Source organism: Microbacterium sp. USHLN186 (genome assembly GCF_037145155.1).
In the GTDB taxonomy this organism is placed as follows: Bacteria; Actinomycetota; Actinomycetes; order Actinomycetales; family Microbacteriaceae; genus Microbacterium.
In genome coordinates, this window is the sequence record NZ_JBBCYA010000002.1 from 584522 (window position 1) to 601115 (window position 16594).

At 71.1% G+C, this 16594-nt stretch carries 14 protein-coding genes; 8 read left to right on the top strand and 6 right to left on the bottom strand.

The annotated features are described in order from the left end of the window. Positions 1-4: 4 nt before the first annotated feature. The gene (locus WFG93_RS06865) at positions 5-1273 is read right to left on the bottom strand and encodes an ammonium transporter (protein WP_336645563.1); all 1269 of its coding nucleotides are present in this window, start codon (positions 1271-1273) and stop codon (positions 5-7) included. 127 nt (positions 1274-1400) lie between these two features. Continuing rightward, a complete protein-coding gene (zapE, locus tag WFG93_RS06870) occupies positions 1401-2441 on the bottom strand; it encodes a cell division protein ZapE (RefSeq protein WP_336645564.1) in 1041 nt (346 codons plus the stop codon). A gap of 119 nt (positions 2442-2560) precedes the next feature. On the opposite strand from zapE, the gene WFG93_RS06875 reads away from it, so the two are divergent. Both WFG93_RS06875 and WFG93_RS06880 read left to right on the top strand, forming a co-directional pair. Further along, on the top strand, positions 2561-3457 hold the full coding sequence (locus WFG93_RS06875) for a sulfurtransferase (protein WP_336645565.1): 897 nt from the start codon (positions 2561-2563) through the stop codon (positions 3455-3457). Between the two features lie 18 nt (positions 3458-3475). Then, a complete protein-coding gene (locus tag WFG93_RS06880; protein WP_336645566.1) occupies positions 3476-3907 on the top strand; it encodes a SufE family protein in 432 nt (143 codons plus the stop codon). Between the two features lie 13 nt (positions 3908-3920). Here WFG93_RS06880 and WFG93_RS06885 read toward each other — a convergent pair whose 3' ends face one another. Further along, a complete protein-coding gene (locus WFG93_RS06885) occupies positions 3921-5078 on the bottom strand; it encodes an alpha/beta hydrolase family protein (protein WP_336645567.1) in 1158 nt (385 codons plus the stop codon). 25 nt (positions 5079-5103) lie between these two features. Here WFG93_RS06885 and WFG93_RS06890 point away from each other — a divergent pair, with 25 nt between their 5' ends. From WFG93_RS06890 to WFG93_RS06905, 4 genes are all read left to right on the top strand, one after another. Next, positions 5104-5685 (top strand): DUF3000 domain-containing protein, encoded by a 582-nt coding sequence (locus WFG93_RS06890; RefSeq protein WP_336645568.1) that lies wholly within the window; start codon positions 5104-5106, stop codon positions 5683-5685. After that, positions 5678-6874: a ribonuclease D gene (locus tag WFG93_RS06895; protein ID WP_336645569.1), complete on the top strand. Its 1197-nt coding sequence runs from the start codon at positions 5678-5680 to the stop codon at positions 6872-6874. The genes WFG93_RS06890 and WFG93_RS06895 overlap by 8 nt, the downstream gene beginning before the upstream one ends. A 74-nt stretch (positions 6875-6948) precedes the next feature. Further along, positions 6949-8154 (top strand): thiolase family protein, encoded by a 1206-nt coding sequence (locus WFG93_RS06900; protein ID WP_336645570.1) that lies wholly within the window; start codon positions 6949-6951, stop codon positions 8152-8154. A gap of 5 nt (positions 8155-8159) precedes the next feature. Continuing rightward, positions 8160-10319 carry a 3-hydroxyacyl-CoA dehydrogenase NAD-binding domain-containing protein gene (locus tag WFG93_RS06905; RefSeq protein ID WP_336645717.1) on the top strand — a complete coding sequence of 720 codons (2160 nt, stop codon included), beginning with the start codon at positions 8160-8162 and terminating at the stop codon, positions 10317-10319. 52 nt (positions 10320-10371) lie between these two features. Here WFG93_RS06905 and WFG93_RS06910 read toward each other — a convergent pair whose 3' ends face one another. From WFG93_RS06910 to WFG93_RS06920, 3 genes are read right to left on the bottom strand one after another with little or no spacing between them, the layout of a single operon-like run. Next, positions 10372-12000, bottom strand: coding sequence for a GMC family oxidoreductase (locus WFG93_RS06910; RefSeq protein WP_336645571.1), 1629 nt, complete (start codon positions 11998-12000; stop codon positions 10372-10374). Then, positions 11984-12904 carry a diacylglycerol kinase family protein gene (locus WFG93_RS06915; RefSeq protein ID WP_336645572.1) on the bottom strand — a complete coding sequence of 307 codons (921 nt, stop codon included), beginning with the start codon at positions 12902-12904 and terminating at the stop codon, positions 11984-11986. Before WFG93_RS06915 ends, WFG93_RS06910 begins: the two co-directional genes overlap by 17 nt. A gap of 1 nt (position 12905) precedes the next feature. Further along, the gene (locus tag WFG93_RS06920; protein WP_336645573.1) at positions 12906-14537 is read right to left on the bottom strand and encodes an FAD-binding oxidoreductase; all 1632 of its coding nucleotides are present in this window, start codon (positions 14535-14537) and stop codon (positions 12906-12908) included. A 20-nt stretch (positions 14538-14557) separates the two neighbouring features. Here WFG93_RS06920 and WFG93_RS06925 point away from each other — a divergent pair, with 20 nt between their 5' ends. Further along, positions 14558-15142, top strand: coding sequence for a TetR/AcrR family transcriptional regulator (locus WFG93_RS06925; RefSeq protein ID WP_336645574.1), 585 nt, complete (start codon positions 14558-14560; stop codon positions 15140-15142). Then, entirely contained in the window at positions 15139-16593 is a 1455-nt protein-coding gene (locus WFG93_RS06930; RefSeq protein ID WP_336645575.1) for a glycerol-3-phosphate dehydrogenase/oxidase, read from the top strand. Before WFG93_RS06925 ends, WFG93_RS06930 begins: the two co-directional genes overlap by 4 nt. Position 16594 lies beyond the last annotated feature (1 nt).

The window sequence follows — 16594 nt, forward strand, 5'->3', positions numbered from 1 at the left end:
GGGGTCAGCGAGCTTCTGCCGCCGTCGGGCCGGCGCCGACCGGGGCCAGCGCGTACCCCTCCTCACCGTGCACGGCCAGGTCGACTCCCGCGATCTCGTCCTCGCCGGTGACCCGGAAGCCGATCGTGCGCTGGATGGCCGAGCCGATCGCGAACGCCACCACGAAGGAGTAGACCATCACCCCACCGGCCGCGAGCACCTGCACCGCGAGCAGCCGTGCGTCGCCACCGGTGAACAGCCCCTGGCCAGTCGCGAAGAATCCGAGATAGACCGTGCCGAGCAGTCCACCCACCAGGTGCAGACCCACCACATCCAGCGAGTCGTCGAAGCCGAGGCGGAACTTCACCTCGACCGCCAGCGCGCACGCCGCCCCCGCCAGCGCTCCCAGCAGCAGCGCCCACCCCGGAGCGAGGTTCGCGCACGCCGGTGTGATCGCCACCAGGCCGGCGACCAGCCCCGACACCGCGCCGACCGAGGTCGGCTTACCCGCGCGCAGCCGCTCGACCAGCACCCAGCCGAGGATTCCCGCCGCCGCCGCGCCGAGTGTGTTCACCGCGATGAGCCCGACCTTGCTCATGTCGTCGGAGAGCCACTCCGCACCCGCGTTGAAGCCGAACCACCCGAACCAGAGCAGGGCCGACCCCAGCAGCGTCAGGGGGACGTTGTGCGGCTTGTGCAGCTCGCGGCCGAACCCGATCCGCCTGCCGAGCACGAGGGCGAGCGCGAGCGCCGCCGCGCCGGCGTTGATGTGCACGGCCGTGCCCCCGGCATAGTCGATGACGGCGATCCCGCTGTCGGCGCCGAACAGCGTCGTGCCGAGGTGCATGATCCATCCGCCGCCCCACACCCACGCCGCCACCGGGAAGTAGCCGACGGTGCCGAAGACACCCACGAAGATCAGCCACGCGCCGAAGCGCGCGCGATCGGCGATGGCTCCCGAGATCAGGGCCACGGTGATGATCGCGAACGTCGCGCCGTAGGCCACGCTGAGCAGGGCGACGTTCGCGTCCGGGGAGGCGGCTGCGGCCGCCAGCCCGAAGTCCGCGAACGGGTCACCGGCGAACTGCTCGGGAGACGAGACCGTGCTCATCGAGTAGCCGTACAGCATCCACAGCACCGCGATGAGCCCGATCGCCCCGAAGCTCATCATCATCATGCTGATGACGCTCTTCGCGCGCACCAGACCGCCGTAGAAGAACGCCACCCCCGGCGTCATCAGCAGCACGAGCGCGGTCGCGGTGATCACCCACGACACGTTGCCGGTCGCATCCATGTCGAACCTCCTTCGTCTGAACGAACGAGGCAAGTCTGCGGCGGTGATGTTTCCCCCGCCGTCGCGTCGTGTTGCGTGCGCGTTACGCGTCGCCGCGCGGTGTGACGATCGTGTTACGCGGCGGCGGTCACGGCGCGACCGAGTGCGTCAGCGCGTTCAGGCGCGAGACAGCGCGCAGGTACTTCTTCCGGTACCCGCCGCCGAGCATCTCATCGGCGAAGACCTCGTCGAGCGAGACGCCGGTCGCGACGATCGGCAGCTGCGCGTCGTAGACCCGGTCGACGAACGCGACGAAGCGCAGCGCTTCGGACTGGTCGGTCAGCACCCTCACGTCGCGCAGCCCCACCAGGTCGAGGCCGTCGATGAGGCGGATGTAGCGCGAGGGATGCACCTGCGCGAGGTGCTGGATCAGTGCCGGGAACGCGTCGTCCGATGCCCTGCCCTTCGCCGCGGCCGCCTCTATCGCCGCCGCGTACTGCGCGTCGTCGGCCACGCGCGCCGTGCCGTCGATCGCGCGCTGGCGGTAGTCGACGCCGTCGATGCGCAGCGTCTCGAAGCTCTGGGACATCGCGTGGATCTCGCGCAGGAAGTCCTGCGCGGCGAAGCGGCCCTCGCCGAGCGCATTCGGCGGCGTGTTCGAGGTGGCGGCCAGGCGGGTGCCGGATGCCACCAGCTCGCCGAGCAGCCGGGTCATGACCATCGTGTCGCCGGGGTCGTCGAGCTCGAACTCATCGATGCAGAGCAGGTCGGAGCCGCGCAGCAGATCGACCGTGTTCTTGTAGCCGACCGCGCCGACCAGCGCGGTGTACTCGATGAACGACCCGAAGTACTTCCTGCGGGCGGGGAAGGCATGGTACACCGCCGCGAGCAGGTGGGTCTTTCCCACGCCGAACCCGCCGTCGAGGTACACCCCCGGCTTCATCGGGGTCTCCTTCGGCGCGCGACGGAACAGGCTGCCGCGGCGCACCGGCGCCACGCCGCCGGCGAAGCGCTGCAGCAGCTGCTTCGCCGCCTCCTGCGAGGGATAGCGCTCGTCGGCGCGATAGCTGTCGAACGTCGCGGCGTCGAACTGCGGCGGCGGGACGAGACTCGCCAGCATCTCGGTTCCGGTCACGACGGGCGTGCGCTCGGTGAGGTGCACGGCCTCCGTGCTGGTCTGCGGGGTCATCACGTTCCTGAGGTCATAGTCTTACGATCCGGATGCAGGTGCGCGTCAGGGGATCTATCGTCGGTAGGGACGGCTCAACTTTACGCCGTCGCCTGCCCGCCCGACCCAGAGGAGCCACCGTGGCCGTCGATCACGACACGTCATCCGCCAAGTTCGCCGAGTACGCCGTTCCCGAACGGCTGGTGAGCACCGAATGGCTCGCCGAGCGCCTCGACACCCCGGGCCTGGTCGTCGTGGAATCCGACGAGGACGTGCTGCTGTACGAGACCGGCCACATCCCCGGCGCGGTCAAGATCGACTGGCACACCGAGTTGAACGACCCTGTGGTCCGCGACTACGTCGACGGGAAGGGCTTCGCCGAGCTCCTCAGCCGCAAGGGCATCGCTCGCGATGACACGGTCGTCATCTACGGCGACAAGAACAACTGGTGGGCCGCGTACGCCCTGTGGGTGTTCTCGCTGTTCGGCCACGAGGATGTCCGTCTGCTGGACGGAGGACGTGACCTGTGGATTGCCGAGGGTCGCGAGCTGACCACCGAGAAGCCGCAGCGGCCCGCGACCGAGTACCCCGTCGTCGAGCGGGATGACTCGCAGCTGCGCGCGTACAAGGAGGACGTGCTGGCGTTCATCGGCCAGGGGCCCCTGATCGATGTGCGCTCCCTCGAGGAGTACACCGGTGAGCGCACCACCGCTCCGGCCTACCCCGAGGAGGGGTCGCTGCGCGCGGGTCACATCCCCACCGCGCAGAGCGTGCCGTGGGGCCGGGCGGTCGCCGAGGACGGCGGTTTCAAGCCTCGCGCTGAGCTCGAGGCGATCTACCGCGACGAGGCGGGGATCGGCGAGAGCGACGACGTGATCGCGTACTGCCGCATCGGTGAGCGCTCCAGTCACACCTGGTTCGTGCTCAAGCACCTGCTGGGCATCGACAAGGTGCGCAACTACGACGGCTCGTGGACCGAGTGGGGCAGCGCGGTGCGCGTGCCGATCGTCAGCGGCAGCGAGCCGGGCACGCTCTGAGATGCGAAGATGGCAGGGATGACTGACACCACCGTCCCTGCTGTTCTCGCCGAGTTCCGCGACGAGTTCCTCGAGCTCCCCGAAGCCGACCGCCTCGAGCTGCTGCTGGAGTTCGCGAACGAGCTGCCTCCGGTGTCGGAGGAGATCGCCGGGCATCCGGAGATGTGCGAGCGCGTCGCCGAGTGCCAGTCCCCCGTCTACATCTACGTCGAGGTCACCGACGGCGTCGTCGCGATGCACGCGATGGCGCCGCCGGAGGCCCCGACGACGCGCGGCTTCGCCAGCATCCTCGCGCAGGGCATCACCGGTCTCACGGTCGACGAGGTGCTCGCGATCCCCAACGACTATCCGCAGAGCATCGGATTGACCCGGCTGGTCTCCCCGCTGCGGATCGGCGGGATGACCGGGATGCTGATGCGCGCCAAGCGGCAGGTGGAGGCGAAGCGCTGAGCCGCGCCGCACTTCATCGAGGTGCCGCGTGCAGCCCCTGCGCGGTGATCCAGTCGGTGATCGCGGCGCTCCAGCCGTCCTGGTCGTAGTTCCAGATCTTCGTGTGCCGCGCCACCGCGAACGGCGGCATGGTCACGAGATCCGGACGGGCCTGCGCCAGCGCGTGCGACGCGTCGGAGGGCACGAAGCCGTCGTCGTCGCTGTGCAGGATGAGGATCGGCGCCTCGAGCTCGGAGGCGCGCGCGACCATGTCAAGTCGATCGAACGGGATCGCCTTGTCGGCCCCGCTGAGACGGGCGAGGACGGAGTTCTGCAGCGCACCCATCGCGAGTGCCGGCAGCGGCTCGCGCAGTCCGGCCTCGCGCGCCTGGAAGCGCAGCACCGTGCGCCAGTCGACGACCGGGGAATCCAGGATGAGTCCGGCCACGGCGTCACGGTGCCGTGACGAGACCGCCGTCTGCAGCGCGATCGCCCCGCCCATCGACCAGCCCATCAGCACCACCCGGGTCGCGCCGTGATGCAGCGCGTACGCGATCGCGGCATCCACGTCCTCCCACTCCGCGGCCCCGAGCGCGTAGCCGCCGCCGCGCGAGCGCGGTGCCTCGTCGTCGTTGCGGTAGGAGATCACGAGATTGGGCAGCCCGAGCGCGTGCAGCACCGGCACCGCGCGCAGGCACTCGGATCGAGTCGTGCCGCGCCCGTGCACCTGGATGACCCAGGTGGACGACGCTGCGGGGAACAGCCACGCCGGGCAGGGGCCGGCCGGTGAGCCGATCAGGACGCTCTCCCAGGGCAGATGCAGCTCGGCGGGGGTGACGTGGTACCAGCCGCTGAACGCCGCATCGCGGTCAACCTGCGCGCCCGTCTCGATCTGCGTGAGCAGCTTGCGCCGCACCGAACGGGCGTCCAGGTCGAGCACCGCGCCCAGCTTCACGTACCCGTACGTGCCCGTCGTGAACAGCCCGTAGCGCCCCGGCAGCTCGGTGTCCGCCGTGCGGCTGAGCTGGATGGTCTGCGCGCCGGTGTCGACGGCGAGGATCTGCGTGTCGCTGCGCCGCGGCGCGGGCGTGACCACACGCCGCGCGGTGGAGAGCACCCCGTATGTCAGCGCCGCGCCCGCGGCGGCCGCGGCAGGGAGGGCGATGGCTACGGCGTGCCTGAGACTCTTCATCGCCTCCTGACTCTAGCCTGTCGACGTGACCGCACACCCGGATGCCGCAGCGCTGTTCTCCGCTGCGGCGGCAGAGCTGCGCGAGACCCCGTTCCGCGCCGACATCGTGGTGCGGGAGATCCCCTCCCCCACCGGACTCGCCCCGTTCACCCTCGCCCTCGCCGCCGACGTCCGGCCCGACGACCACGGGGACTCGCTGTACGGCACCGGACGCTTCGTCCTGCTGCACGACCCCGAGGAGCCGGACGCGTGGGGCGGTGCGTGGCGGATCGTGGCGTTCGCACAGGCGCCCCTCGAACCCGAGATCGGCACCGACCCGCTGCTCGCGGACGTGGCGTGGTCGTGGCTCGTCGACGCCCTCGACTCGCGCGGGGCCGGATACCATTCCGAGTCGGGCACATCGACCAAGATGCTCTCCAAGGGCTTCGGCGGCCTGGCCGCGGAGGGCGACGGCGCGCAGATCGAGCTGCGCGCGTCCTGGACCCCGCACGCCCCCCTGCGCCCGCATGTGGAAGCATGGGCGGAGTTGGTCGGGATGCTGGCAGGTCTGCCGCCCGGTTCAGAGGACGTCGCCGTGTTCGGCGCGAGAAGGGGCGCACGTGGCTGAGTACTCCGTGATCGATGAGCGTACGGAGTTCGAGCGGGCCGCGGCCGCACTCGCGGACGGGTCGGGTCCGGTCGCGGTCGACGTGGAGCGGGCATCCGGCTTCCGCTACTCCCAGCGCGCCTACCTCGTGCAGGTGTACCGGCGGGATGCCGGCGTGTTCCTGTTCGACCCGCCCGCGATCGGGGACTTCACCGCGCTGCAGGAGGCGATCGGCGACGCGGAATGGGTGTTCCACGCCGCGAGCCAGGATCTGCCGTCGCTGCGCGAGCTCGCTCTGACGCCGTCGCGCATCTTCGACACGGAGCTCGCCTCTCGCCTGCTGGGCAGCGAGGGCTTCGGACTGGCCGCTGTCGTCGAGCACACGCTGGGCATCTCGCTCGCCAAGGCGCACTCCGCCGCCGACTGGTCGACGCGCCCGCTGCCGGCACCCTGGCTGGAGTACGCCGCACTCGACGTGCTGCACCTGGTCGACGTGCGGGACGCCCTCGTGGCCGAGCTGGCGGAAGCGAACAAGCTCGACATCGCCGAGCAGGAGTTCACCGCCACTCTCGCGCGACCACCGAAGCCTGCGCGCGAGGAGCCCTGGCGGCGGCTGAGCGGGCTGCACCGCGTGCGCGGGGCGCGTCAGCTGGCCGTCGCCCGCGAGCTCTGGAACGCGCGGGAGCAGTACGCCGAGCACGTCGATGTCTCCCCCGGCCGCCTGGTGCCCGATCGCTCGCTGCTGGCCGCCGTGCTCGCCGCACCCCGCTCGAAGCAGGAGCTCGTCGGGCTGAAGGAGTTCAACGGCCGCGCCAGCCGCACTCAGCTGGATCGCTGGTGGGCGGCGATCGAACGCGGCCGCAGCACCGACGACCTGCCCCGCGAGCGTGTACCCAGCGATGCCCTGCCGCCGCCGCGCGCATGGTCGGATCGCAACCCGGAAGCGGACCTGCGCCTCAAGGCGGCCCGCCGCGTGGTCGAGGCGATCGCCGACGAGCTGCACATGCCCACCGAGAACCTGCTCACACCCGATCATCTGCGCCGTCTGGCCTGGCAGCCGCCGGCCGAGCTCGACGCGGCGAGCATCGGTGCCGCGCTCATCGCGCTCGGCGCGCGACCCTGGCAGGTTGCGCATACTGCACAGAAGATCGCCGATGCGTTTGTAGAGGGGACGCAAGCCGCCGCGGACGGGTTCCCCACCGCTTCGTAGGTTCGACCCAACCGATTCCGGGCGCCATTTGCCGCTCCCTAGGGTGGAGGAGAACCCCAACCTATGGAGGCAGAGTGGCCGAGATCTCGGACGTCTTCTTCGTCGATGGAGTGCGCACCCCATTCGGGCGCGCCGGCGAAAAGGGCATGTACTGGAACACCCGCGCAGATGACCTCGCCGTCAAGGCGACCATCGGCCTGATGCAGCGCAATGCGGCCGTCCCCGGCGACCGCATCGATGACGTCGCGATCGCCGCGACCTCGCAGACCGGGGATCAGGGGCTCACTCTCGGCCGCTCGGTGGCCATCCTCGCCGGCCTGCCGCAGACCGTGCCCGGTCTCGCCGTGGAGCGCATGTGCGCGGGCGCGATGACGAGCGTCACCACCATGGCCGCCTCCATCGGCGTCGGCATGTACGACTTCGCCCTCGCCGGCGGTGTCGAGCACATGGGCCACCATCCCATCGGCGGCAACGCCGACCCCAACCCGCGCTTCGTCGCGGAGAAGATGGTCGATCCGGGCGCGCTCAACATGGGCGTCACCGCCGAGCGCATCTTCGACCGCTTCCCGCACCTGACCAAGGAGCGCTCGGACCGCTTCGGCATGCTGAGCCAGCACAAGGTGCAGGCCGCCTACGACGCCGGCAAGATCCAGCCCGACCTCGTGCCGGTCGCCGTGAAGGACGCCGACGGCGCCTGGGGTCTGGCGACCGAGGATGAGGGACGCCGGCCGAACACCACCATGGCCGACCTCGCCGCTTTGAAGACGCCGTTCCGCCCGCACGGGCGCGTGACCGCCGGCACCTCGTCGCCGCTCACCGACGGCGCCACCATGTCGCTGCTGGCCGGTGGCCGCGCCGTGAAGGAGTTCGGACTCGCCCCGAAGATGAAGATGGTCTCGTTCGCCTTCGCCGGCGTGCAGCCCGAGATCATGGGCATCGGGCCCATCCCGTCCACCGAGAAGGCGTTGCAGAAGGCGGGCCTGTCGATCTCCGACATCGGGTTGTTCGAGCTGAACGAGGCGTTCGCCATCCAGGTCATCTCCCTGCTCGATCACTTCGGGATCGCCGACGACGACCCCCGGGTCAACCAGTGGGGCGGTGCGATCGCGGTGGGTCACCCCCTCGCGGCATCCGGGGTCCGCCTGATGATCCAGCTCGCGGCGCAGTTCGCCGAGCGTCCGGACGTGCGCTACGGGCTGACCGCGATGTGCGTCGGTCTCGGCCAGGGCGGTTCCGTGATCTGGGAGAACCCGCACTACGACGGCAAGAAGAGGAAGTGACCCCGATGGCCGACACGATCAACGAGCAGTATTCCGACGTCGATTTCACGCCGCTCTCCGCCCTCGCCGACGGTGAGGTGATCACGCACTCCCCCGTGCGCGACATCCGCCTCGCCTCAGGCAAGGTCCTCGCGCTGATCACGCTCGACAACGGTCGCGATCACACCCGTCCCAACACGCTGGGCCCCGCCACGCTGACCGAGCTCGGCGAGACGCTGCAGGGTCTGAAGCGCCGCGCGACGGCGGGCGAGATCCAGGCGGTGGGCATCACCGGCAAGCAGTACATCCTCGCCGCCGGCGCCGACCTGTCCGACATCAGCCGGCTGGGCTCGAAGGACAACGCCCGTCTCATCGCGCAGCTCGGGCACAAGGTGCTCGGCTCGCTCAGCGAGCTCGGGGTGCCCTCCTTCGCGTTCGTCAACGGCCTCGCGCTGGGCGGCGGCATGGAGATCGCGCTGAACTCCAGCTACCGCACCGTCGACGCCTCGGCCGCGGCCCTCGCGCTGCCCGAGGTCTTCCTCGGCATCATCCCGGGCTGGGGCGGAGCATATCTCGTGCCGAACCTCATCGGCATCGAGAAGGCGCTCGAGGTGGTCATCTCGAACCCGCTCAAGCAGAACCGCATGCTCAAGCCGCAGCAGGCGTTCGAGCTCGGGCTGATGGATGCCATCTTCCCGGCGGCCAACTTCCTGGAGGACTCCCTCGCCTGGGCGGACGCCGTGCTCGGCGGACGCAAGGTCGAGCGCAGGAACGAGCCGGGCAAGATCGAGCGCACCGTGAAGTGGCCCGTCGCGATCAAGATGGCCCGCAACATGCTGGAGTCGAAGATCGGCACCGTGCCCCGCTCGCCCTACGTCGCGCTCGACCTGCTCGAGAAGGCGAAGAGCGGCACCAAGGCCGAGGGCTTCGCCCGGGAGGACGAAGCGCTGGCAGAACTCGTCACCGGCGATCAGTTCGCCGCGTCGATGTACGCGTTCGACCTCGTGCAGAAGCGCGCCAAGCGGCCGGTCGGCGCCCCCGACAAGACGCTCGCCAAGAAGGTCACGAAGGTCGGCATCATCGGGGCGGGCCTGATGGCGAGCCAGTTTGCGCTGCTGTTCGTGCGCCGACTGCAGGTGCCCGTGCTGATCACGGACCTCGACCAGGCGCGCGTGGACAAGGGCGTCGCCCACATCCACGAGGAGATCGGCAAGCTCGAGCAGAAGGGCCGGATCGACGCGGACACCGCGAACAAGCTGCGCTCGCTGGTCACCGGCACGACCGACAAGACGCTGTACGCCGACTGCGACTTCGTCATCGAGGCCGTGTTCGAGGAGGTCGGGGTCAAGCAGCAGGTGTTCGGCGAGATCGAGCGGATCGTGGCGGAGGATGCCATCCTCGCCACGAACACCTCCTCGCTGTCGGTGGCCGAGATCGGCGCGAAGCTGGCGCATCCCGAGCGTCTGGTGGGCTTCCACTTCTTCAACCCGGTCGCGGTGATGCCGCTGATCGAGATCGTGAAGACCTCGCACACCACCGACGCCGCCCTGTCGACCGCGTTCGTCGTGGCCAGGGGCTTGGGCAAGAACGCCGTGCTCACCGCCGACACCCCCGGCTTCGTCGTCAACCGCCTGCTGGCGAAGGTGATGGGAGAGGCCGCTCGCGCCGTCTACGAGGGCACGCCGATCGCCGACGTCGAGAAGGCGTTCGGGCCGCTCGGTCTGCCGATGGGGCCGTTCCAGCTCATCGACCTCGTCGGCTGGAAGGTCGCCGCGCACGTGCAGGACACCATGGTGCGCGCCTTCCCCGACAGGTTCTACGCCAACGAGAACTTCCACGCCCTGGCCGAACTGGACCAGGTCGTCGAGAAGGACAAGGGCGGTCGAGTGACCGGCTGGACGAAGGCCGCGCAGAAGACGCTCAAGGGCGCGGTGGGCTCGTCGCCGGCATCCGCCGCGGAGATCCTCACCCGCGTGCAGGACGGTCTGGCCCAGGAGATCCGGCTCATGCTCGACGAGGGCGTGGTGCCCGAGGTGCAGGACATCGATCTGTGCCTGATCCTCGGCGCGGGCTGGCCCTTCATCGACGGCGGCGCGTCGCCGTACCTCGACCGGGAGGGCGCGTCGGAGCGGGTCTTCGGCGCCACCTTCCACACGCCCCCGATCCGCGGTGTCGCGGCTCGCTGAGCGCACCGTACGAGGGGCGGTGGGCTGACGCCCTCCGCCCCTCAGCCGTCCGTCAGGACGTCTGCGCAGGTCGCAGGTCGCGGGCGCCCCGGCAGGGCCAATGCGACATGGCCCGCTCGGCCAGCGCGGTGATCGTCAACGAAGGATTCACCCCCGGGTTCGCCGGCACCGCCGCGCCGTCGACAACATGCAGACCCGGGTGACCCCACACCCGGTGGTACGCGTCGACCACTCCGCCGTCGGGGCTGTCGGAGAGCACCGCCCCGCCGAGGAAGTGCGCGGTCAGCGGGATGCCGAACACCTCCGGCCAGGATCCGCGGGCTTCGCTGTGCACGCCGGTCTCCTCCTGCATCCGTCGCGCGATGGCGCTGGCCGCGACGTGGGCCTGCGGCAGGAACGACGGATTGGGTTCGCCGTGGCCCTGCACGCTGGTCAGCGCAGGGCGACCCCAGCGCCGCCGCAGCGAGAGCGTGAGCGAGTTGTCGGCGCTCTGCATCACCAGTGCGATGATGCTGCGCTCGCTCCAGCGGCGCAGCGAGCCCAGGCTCAGCTGACGCAGGGGATGGCGCGCGAGGGCGCCGAACACAGCGGCCAGCCGCAGCGGCAGCGCACGCTCCCCCCGCACCAGCAGCGTCGCGAGCGCGCCCATGAGGTTGGACCCCGGCCCGTACCGCACGTTCTCGACGTGCGTGCGCTCGTCGATGTGGAATGAGGTCGTGATGGCGACGCCCTCCGCGAGCCGCGCGCGTGCCGGCACCCGGGTGGCGACGGCGCCGTCCAGCGCCTCGGAATTGGTGCGGGTGAGCCGCCCCAGCGCCGCGGAGAGCCGCGGCAGGGCTCCGCTCGCACGCATCCGGTGCAGCAGCTGCTGCGTTCCCCAGGTGCCGGCGGCGAGCACGACCTGCTCGGCGCGGATCGTGCGCGTCCGCCGGTGGGTCCATGCACCACTGGGACGAGTGGTCACCCGGAAGCCGCCGCGGGGATCCTCGCTGATCTCGGTCACGGTGCGCAGCGCCTCGATGACGGCGCCACGTCGCTCGGCGAGTGCCAGGTAGTTCTTCATCAGCGTGTTCTTCGCGCCCACCCGGCATCCGACCATGCAGTTGCCGCACAGCGTGCACCCCGTTCGCGCAGGACCCGCACCGTCGAAGAACGGATCCGGCACCCGCACCCCCGGCGTGCCGAGGAACACGCCCACCGGTGCCGCGCGGAACGTGTGCTCCACACCCAGGTCGGCCGCGGCAGCGCGCATGATGCGCTCCACCGGTCCCTCGTGCGGGTAGTGCTCCACGACTCCCAGCATCCGGCGCGCCGTCGAGTAATGCTCCTCGAGCGCGCCCTGCCAGTCCACGCCGGCCGGCCACTGCGGGTCGGCGAAGAAAGCTGCACCCGGCTGATAGAGCGTGTTCGCGTAGTTCAGCGAGCCGCCGCCCACCCCGGCGCCGGCGAGGATCATCACGTGCGGCAGCCGATGAATGCGCTGCACTCCGAAGCAGCCCAGCGCAGGTGCCCACAGGTACCGCCGGACGTCCCAGGACGTGCGGGCGAAGTCGGCGTCCTCGAAGCGGCGTCCGGCCTCGATCACACGCACTCGGTAGCCCTTCTCGCTCAGCCGTAGGGCGGCGACGGCACCGCCGAAACCCGAGCCGACCACCACCACGTCCTCATCGAACTCGGACATCGCGCTCACCCCCGCCCGCGGTCATGATCCGCAGCGCGGACGGACGCACGGTGATGGTGCACTCCTCCTCGCCCAGCCGCTCGCCGTCGGCATACACCACGAGGCCCGCAGCGCTGACGTGCACGGATCGTGCCCGCCGGTGCCGCACCTCCCGGCGGTGCAGGTGCGCGCCGCGCAGCAGCAGCGGGAACAGGCGCACCAGTCTGCCGCGGCTCAGCGGCGCGACCTCGACGATGTCGAGCAGGCCGTCGCCCACGTCGGCGCCGGTGCAGATGGGCATGCCGCCACCGTAGCTGGCGGTGTTGCCCACTGCGATGAGCGTGCCAGGTGCGTGCTCGGGCGGCGCGCCGTCCATGGTGATGACGAATTCCAGCGCGCGCAGCCGCAGCACCTCGATCGCGACCGCCAGATGGTAGCGCCCGCGCCCACGGGGCCAGCGCAGCCGGTTCGTGCGGTCGCTGACGCAGGCGTCGAAGCCCAAGGCTGCGACCGTGAGGAACGGATGCACGGACGCGCCGCTGCGCACCTCGCCGACATCCACTGTGCGCTCGCGTCCGTGCAGCGCCAGCAGCGCTGCCGCCGCCGGATCGCGCCTGGGCAGGTCGAGCGCGCGGGCCAGATCGTCGCCGGTGCCGGCGGGTACGATCACCAGGGGCACGGGGCCGTCCTGCAGCAGGTGCACGATGCCCGACAGCGTGCCGTCGCCACCGACGACCACGAGCGCCGACGGATGCTCCGCCAGGGCACCGGCGGCCAGGGCAGCCGTCTCCGCCGCCGATCGGCCCACGTGCACCCGCACATCGGCGCCGGCGTCGCGCAGAGCGGCCACCGCACCGTCGGTCGCGCGCCGACCGCGTCCCATGCCCGCGCGCGGGTTGCCGAGCACCGCGATGTGCCCCGCCACCTCAGGACCCCTTCTGCGACACGGCCGCCACGAGCGCTCCGGGGTTCAGGATGCCGTTCGGATCGAGTTCGCGTTTGACGGCGGCGAGGATGCGCACGCCCGTCTCGCCGATCTCGTCGGCGAGCCACGGCGCGTGGTCGCGGCCGATCGCGTGATGATGCGTGATGGTGCCGTTCGCCGCGATGATCGCGTCGTTCACCGCGGCTTTGATCCGCAGCCAGGCCGTCAGCGCGTCCGCCGGCATCCCCCCGGCCAGCACGGTGAAGTACAGCGAGGCGCCGGTCGGGTAGATGTGGGAGATATGGCACATGATGTACGGCCTCGCGCCGGCATCCGCGAACCCGCGTCGCAGTGTCTGGTCGACTGCGCCCCTGAGCGCGTGCAGGCGGCTCCAGTTCGCCGCGGTCTCGAGTGTCTCGCAGAAGACTCCGGCATCCAGCAGGGCGTCGCGCAGGTACGGGCCGTCGAAGCGCGAGCGCAGCCAGTCATCGGCATCGTGCTCCCCGGCGGAGGTTCCGCCGGCCACCCGCAGGACCGCCGCGGTGCGTTCCCGGCGCCCGGCGGCATCCGCACCCTCGAACACGGTCACCGCCGAGGCCCCGCGGCTCAGTGCGCGTCCGATCCGACCCATCTGCGCGAGGCTCACCGCCGTCTCGGACTCATCGGAGAGACGGATGACCGTCGCTCCGGTGCCCTGCTGGGCGACCCGGCGCAGGGCGTCCACCCCCGCGGTGAAGTTGGGGAAGCGCCACGCCTCCACGATGCGCTCGCTCGGACGGGAGTGCACGCGCACTCGCACCTCGGTGATGACCCCGAGAGCGCCTTCCGATCCGAGGAACAGGCGCAGCAGATCCGGTCCGGCAGCCGAGCCCGGCGCGCGGCCGAGGTCCAGATCGCCGCCGGGTGCTGCAACACGCAGTCCCGTGACCATGGTCTCGAAGCGTCCGTATCCGGCGGAGTTCTGCCCCGACGACCGCGTGGCGGCGAAGCCACCGAGCGTGGCGTAGCGGAAGCTCTGCGGATAATGGCCGAGCTCCAGACCGTGCGCGGCGAGGAGCGCCTCGGCCTCGGGGCCTGCGGTTCCCGCACCGAAGACCGCCTCACCGCTCACCTCGTCCAGCGCGATGAGGCCGCTCAGCCGACGCAGATCCAGACTGACCACGGCACGGTGCGCACGGCGCTCGGGGTCCAGACCGCCCACCACACTCGTTCCGCCTCCGTAGGGGACGACTGCGACACCGCGCTGCGCGGCCGATCGCAGGCAGGCGGCGACCTGATCGTGGTCGGCGGGGCGCAGCACGGCATCCGGTGCGGCCTGCTCCGGATGGCGGCGTCGCAGCAGATCCATCGTCGAGCGGCCCCCGGCGTGGCGGATCCGCGCCTCGTCCGTCGTGTCGACCGCCTCAGCGCCGACGACGGATCGCAGCGCGTCCAGGTCCGCCGGGGTGAGCCGGGAGGGCGCCAGACGCACCTCGGCGAGGGTCGCCGCGGGAGCGGGACGGCGGATGCGGCCCAGCAGCACCGGCAGCAGCACTCGGACCGCGCCGGGCAGCGTCACCGCGCGGTCGGGGTCACCCCATCCGTTCCAGCGCGGCGGGCCGACCGGGTCCGCGCTGACCATGTCCCTCGTCATGCGTTACAGTGTGACACATCATGGAAGAACGTCAATCGATGCCGACGTGGGATGCGACGCAGCAGCGGGTGCTCGACGCTGCGGACGGACTTCTGTCACAACGGGGCGTGCGGGGCCTCACCGTGGCGGAGCTCGCCCGCCGATCGGGGTTGAGCCGGCCGACCATCTACCGCAGCTGGAACGACGCCGACGACGTGGTGCGATCGGCGCTGCTGCGACGAATCGTCTCGATCCTCGCCGACTTGACGCCCCCTCCACCCGGGCGAGCCGGGGTGGTCGATGACATTCTGCGCTTCATCGGCCGCTTCCGGTCCGACGCCGTCTTCGCCCGTCTGCTCGAGGACGAACCCGAAGTGTTCACGCGGTACACACTGCAGCGGGTCGGCGCGAGCCAGCGGATGATCCTCGCCTGGCTGACCGACGCGGTGTCCGCGGCGCAACATGACGGCTCGGCGCGTCGCGGAGACGCACGGCAGATCTCGGTCATGCTCCTGATGATCGCGCAGTCGGCTGTCCTCTCCCACGGCACCGTCGCCGACCTCATCGACGAGGACGCCTGGCACAGCGAGCTGCGCGCAGCCCTGGATGGGCATCTGCGACCATGACCTCCTGCGACGCGGATCTCACCCCGGCGCGTCGCCGGTTCGATCTGCGTCGCGCCTCCGACGAGACCGCCGATGTGCTGGTGATCGGTGGCGGGATCACCGGGGCCGGCGTCGCCCTGGATGCCGCGAGCCGCGGCCTGCGGGTCACCATGATCGAAGCGGAGGACCTCGCGTTCGGCACGAGCAGGTTCAGCTCGAAGCTCGTGCATGGCGGGCTGCGCTATCTGGCCACCGGTGACGTGGCCACGGCGGTGGAGAGCGCGCGGGAGCGGCACCTGCTGATGACGGTGATCGCACCGCATCTGATCCGGCCGATGCCGCAGCTGCTGCCCTTCCTGCCCGGCGTGACCGCCGGACAGCGGGTGACGGGCGGGCTCGGGCTGTGCCTCGGCGACCTGCTGCGACGGTACGCCCGCACACCCGGGACGGTCCTGCCCGCGCCGCGGCCGGTGTCACCGCGCACGGCGCTGCGTCTGGTCCCCGCCCTGCGCGCGGAGCGGCTGCGCGGCGGTGTGCTCTCATTCGACGGTCAGCTCGTCGACGACGCGCGCCTGGTCGTCGACGTGGCGCGCACCGCGGCCGCCTGCGGAGCCCGCATCCTCACCCGGGTCCGCGCGACGGTCCTCCGCGGCGACGGCGCCGACGCGGTGGACGAGATCACCGGAGAAACTCTCACGCTGCGGGCGCGCAGCGTGATCAACGCCACCGGGGTGTGGGCGGGCGGGCTCGACCCGTCGATCGCGGTGCGCCCCAGTCGCGGCACGCACGTCGTCCTGGACGCCGCCCACCTCGGGTACCCCGCCGCCGCGCTCATGGTGCCGAGGGTCGGCTCGACCAGCAGGTACGTGTTCGCGCTGCCGCAGCACTCCGGCCGCGTGATCGTCGGCCTCACCGACGAGGATGCTCCCGGCCCGATTCCCCGCACGGCGGCTCCGACCGCCGCGGAGGTCGATTTCCTCCTCGCGAGCGTGAATCGGGTGCTGACCGAGCCGATCGGCCACGGCAGCATCCGCGGCTCGTTCGCCGGTCTGCGCCCCCTGGTCGACACCGGCGCGGAGTCCACCGCCGACATCTCGCGCCGGCATCTGGTCGCCGTGTCCGACGAGGGGTTCATCACCGTGCTCGGCGGCAAGCTGACCACCTACCGACGGATGGCCGAGGACGCGGTCGACCTGGCGCTGCGCATCCGCGGCATCAGCGCCCCCGCCAGTGCGACATCCGCGCTGCCGCTCGTCGCTACCGCGAGCAGCGCGTGGGACGACGCGCCGACGAGGCCGACCGAGGAGTCGGTGCGCGCGGCGGCCGAGCGGGCTGTACGCGGCGAAGGCGCACGCACCGCTGAGGACGTGCTGGACCGGCGCACACGCATCGGCCTGGACGACGAGGAGCGCCGTCGCTGGCTGCCGCTGGTCGAGCAGGTGGTCGCCGCCGAGCTCGCGGAAGAAGGCTGAG